The sequence below is a fragment of the Allomesorhizobium camelthorni genome (assembly GCF_011045125.1).
Lineage (GTDB): Bacteria > Pseudomonadota > Alphaproteobacteria > Rhizobiales > Rhizobiaceae > Allomesorhizobium > Allomesorhizobium camelthorni.
In genome coordinates, this window is sequence record NZ_JAAKZF010000216.1 from 1 (window position 1) to 2,144 (window position 2,144).

Below are 2,144 nucleotides of genomic sequence, written 5' to 3' on the forward strand. Positions count from 1 at the left end.
GCATTCAAGAATGCGGTCTGCGTAGGACGGAATCGATAGGCAAAAACGGTGAATCGCCCAACAAATGGCGGGTGCCTACTAGCGTTTCGTTTAGGCCGCCGTGCGTCCCGCTAGCTCAGCTGGTGCGGCGCATCGGCATCGCCTCGTCAAACCCCATGCCAGAGCGCAAGAAGCATCAAGGGTCCTTGATCCTGTCGGCGGCCCGGATCAATTGCGCTAGCGAGCCAATCTGCATCTTTCGCATGACCTGAAGTCGGTGTAGCCGTACGGTTACCTCGCTGATCGCCAGCTCGGCGGCAATCTGCTTATTGACCTTACCAGCGACGAGCGATGTCATGATCTGCTGTTCGCGCGCAGTCAGAGAGCGATGGCGCGCGCGAAGCTCGGCAACCTCGCGCTCCGTCTCCAAGCGTAGGCTGTCGCGCTCCAGTGCCGTTTGCACCGCGTCGAGAAACTCCTGCTCGTTAACCGGTTTGGACAGGAATTCGACAGCCCCGGCCTTCATCGCCCGCACCGACATCGGGACGTCAGCATGGCCGGTAATGAAGATAACCGGTAATGGGATATTTTCTTGCGTGAGTCGTCGCTGAAACTCCAGTCCGCCCAATCCGGGAAGGCGAACGTCGAGCACGATGCAACATGGACCGTCAGGGCGTTTGCTCGCCATGAACTCGGTGGCGGAAGCGAACGTCACCGCCCGCAATTTCACAGTTTCGAGCAGCCCGCAAAGAGCGTCTCGAGTGTCGGCGTCGTCGTCGATTATGATGACGAGCGGTCCCGTCTGGCTCATGGCGAAGTCGTTCTGTAATCAGGAGCCATCCCCAATGTTCCTGGATGGTCGTGCGATAAATCGCTACGCCAATCTTGGATGGCAATCCGATCGATGCCAGCTTCCTTCCGCTGCCCGAGTGCCACACCGCCGCCGCCATGGCGCACCGCCGTGTCAGACAGCCAGCGATGATGGCCTGCCTCGATCATCTGAGCTGCCCCTCGGGCGTGCGCGCCCTCCATAAGAAGCGTGGCCCCCGATTGACAGCATGGCCAAGAGCCACTCGAGTTACCGCCAGCCTCGAATTCACCAAGAATACAGTGTCACGGAAGCAGAGTCCATCATGGCCAAATTCGCCACCCATCGTCACAGCTTCCCAGCACGGCGCGGCTCCGGAGCAGCTACAACGTACTTGGATCGCTATCGACATGAGCATCCTGGTTAAACGATTCGCCCACTATCAAACGTAGTCGCTGATCGTGCCGCCTTTTTGATGATCGATTTGGGGCCCTCGGCGATCTTTACTCGCTCGCATACCGCAAGCGAAAAGGAACCTTGCAATGGCGACGACAAGTTCCGAACCGGCAGGCGATTTAGAGAGACCTCCGCCGGGCGGCCGCACGCAACTGGCAGCTGCATATCTCTCCCATCATAAAAGGTTCACGGGACTGCCAACCGAGATCGAAGGGGATGGTCAAACGAGTGGCCCAACCGAGCAAGTGATCTCCTTTGGTCTCTTCCGACTATTCCCCGCACGACGGCTGCTGCTGGAAGGTGACCGGATCGTCCGTATCGGCGATCGCGCTCTCGATCTCCTGATCGCTTTCGTCGAACGTCCTGGCGAGTTGATCAGCAAGCCTGAGCTCATTGCAAAGGTCTGGCCCCATACCTTCGTGGAGGAATGCAATCTCAAGGTCCAAATTGCCGCACTGCGCCGCGCGCTCGGGGATGGCCAAGCTGGCAACCGATACATCTCCACGATCGCCGGACGTGGCTATTGTTTTGTGGCGCCGGTCATTCGCTCGGCGGAGGCAAGCCCCACAACAGCACAGCATTCAGCAGCGGAACCCTTGATCGCCGGCCTGGACTGGAGCTACCGTCCGCTGACCAAGGAAGAACACAGAGTGCTGCGTCGGCTTTCGCTCTTGGCCGACCGCTTTGCCATGGAAGCTGCTGCAGTTGTCGCTGACAGCCCAACGGACATGGCTTCCCTGTTGATCCTGCTCAGCATGTTGTCCAACAGAAAGCTTGAACGGCGCTTTGGTCCCTCACCGCCTCCTCGAGGCTTTGCTTCAGCCCGAGGAACCGGTCATCCTCCACAAAAGGAGTTTCGCGTTTGAGCGCGATTGTCCGGGCACCGGCTTCGCCGCCGCGG

At 59.3% G+C, this 2,144-nt stretch carries 3 protein-coding genes; 1 reads left to right on the forward strand and 2 read right to left on the reverse strand.

The features are described from left to right. Positions 1–175: 175 nt before the first annotated feature. Together G6N73_RS35355 and G6N73_RS35360 are read right to left on the reverse strand one after the other, a co-directional pair. Positions 176–790: a response regulator transcription factor gene (locus tag G6N73_RS35355; protein WP_165034489.1), complete on the reverse strand. Its 615-nt coding sequence runs from the start codon at positions 788–790 to the stop codon at positions 176–178. Further along, entirely contained in the window at positions 787–978 is a 192-nt protein-coding gene (locus G6N73_RS35360; RefSeq protein ID WP_165034490.1) for a hypothetical protein, read from the reverse strand. Before G6N73_RS35360 ends, G6N73_RS35355 begins: the two co-directional genes overlap by 4 nt. A 351-nt stretch (positions 979–1,329) precedes the next feature. Between G6N73_RS35360 and G6N73_RS35365 the strand changes: the two genes are divergently transcribed. Further along, the gene (locus tag G6N73_RS35365) at positions 1,330–2,109 is read left to right on the forward strand and encodes a winged helix-turn-helix domain-containing protein (RefSeq protein ID WP_165034491.1); all 780 of its coding nucleotides are present in this window, start codon (positions 1,330–1,332) and stop codon (positions 2,107–2,109) included. Positions 2,110–2,144 lie beyond the last annotated feature (35 nt).

Coding starts and splice junctions, on each gene's coding strand:
- G6N73_RS35365 (WP_165034491.1), top strand. CDS start 1,330: ATGGCGACGACAAGTTCCGAACCGGCAGGCGATTTAGAGAGACCTCCG.
- G6N73_RS35355 (WP_165034489.1), bottom strand. CDS start 790: ATGAGCCAGACGGGACCGCTCGTCATCATAATCGACGACGACGCCGAC.
- G6N73_RS35360 (WP_165034490.1), bottom strand. CDS start 978: ATGATCGAGGCAGGCCATCATCGCTGGCTGTCTGACACGGCGGTGCGC.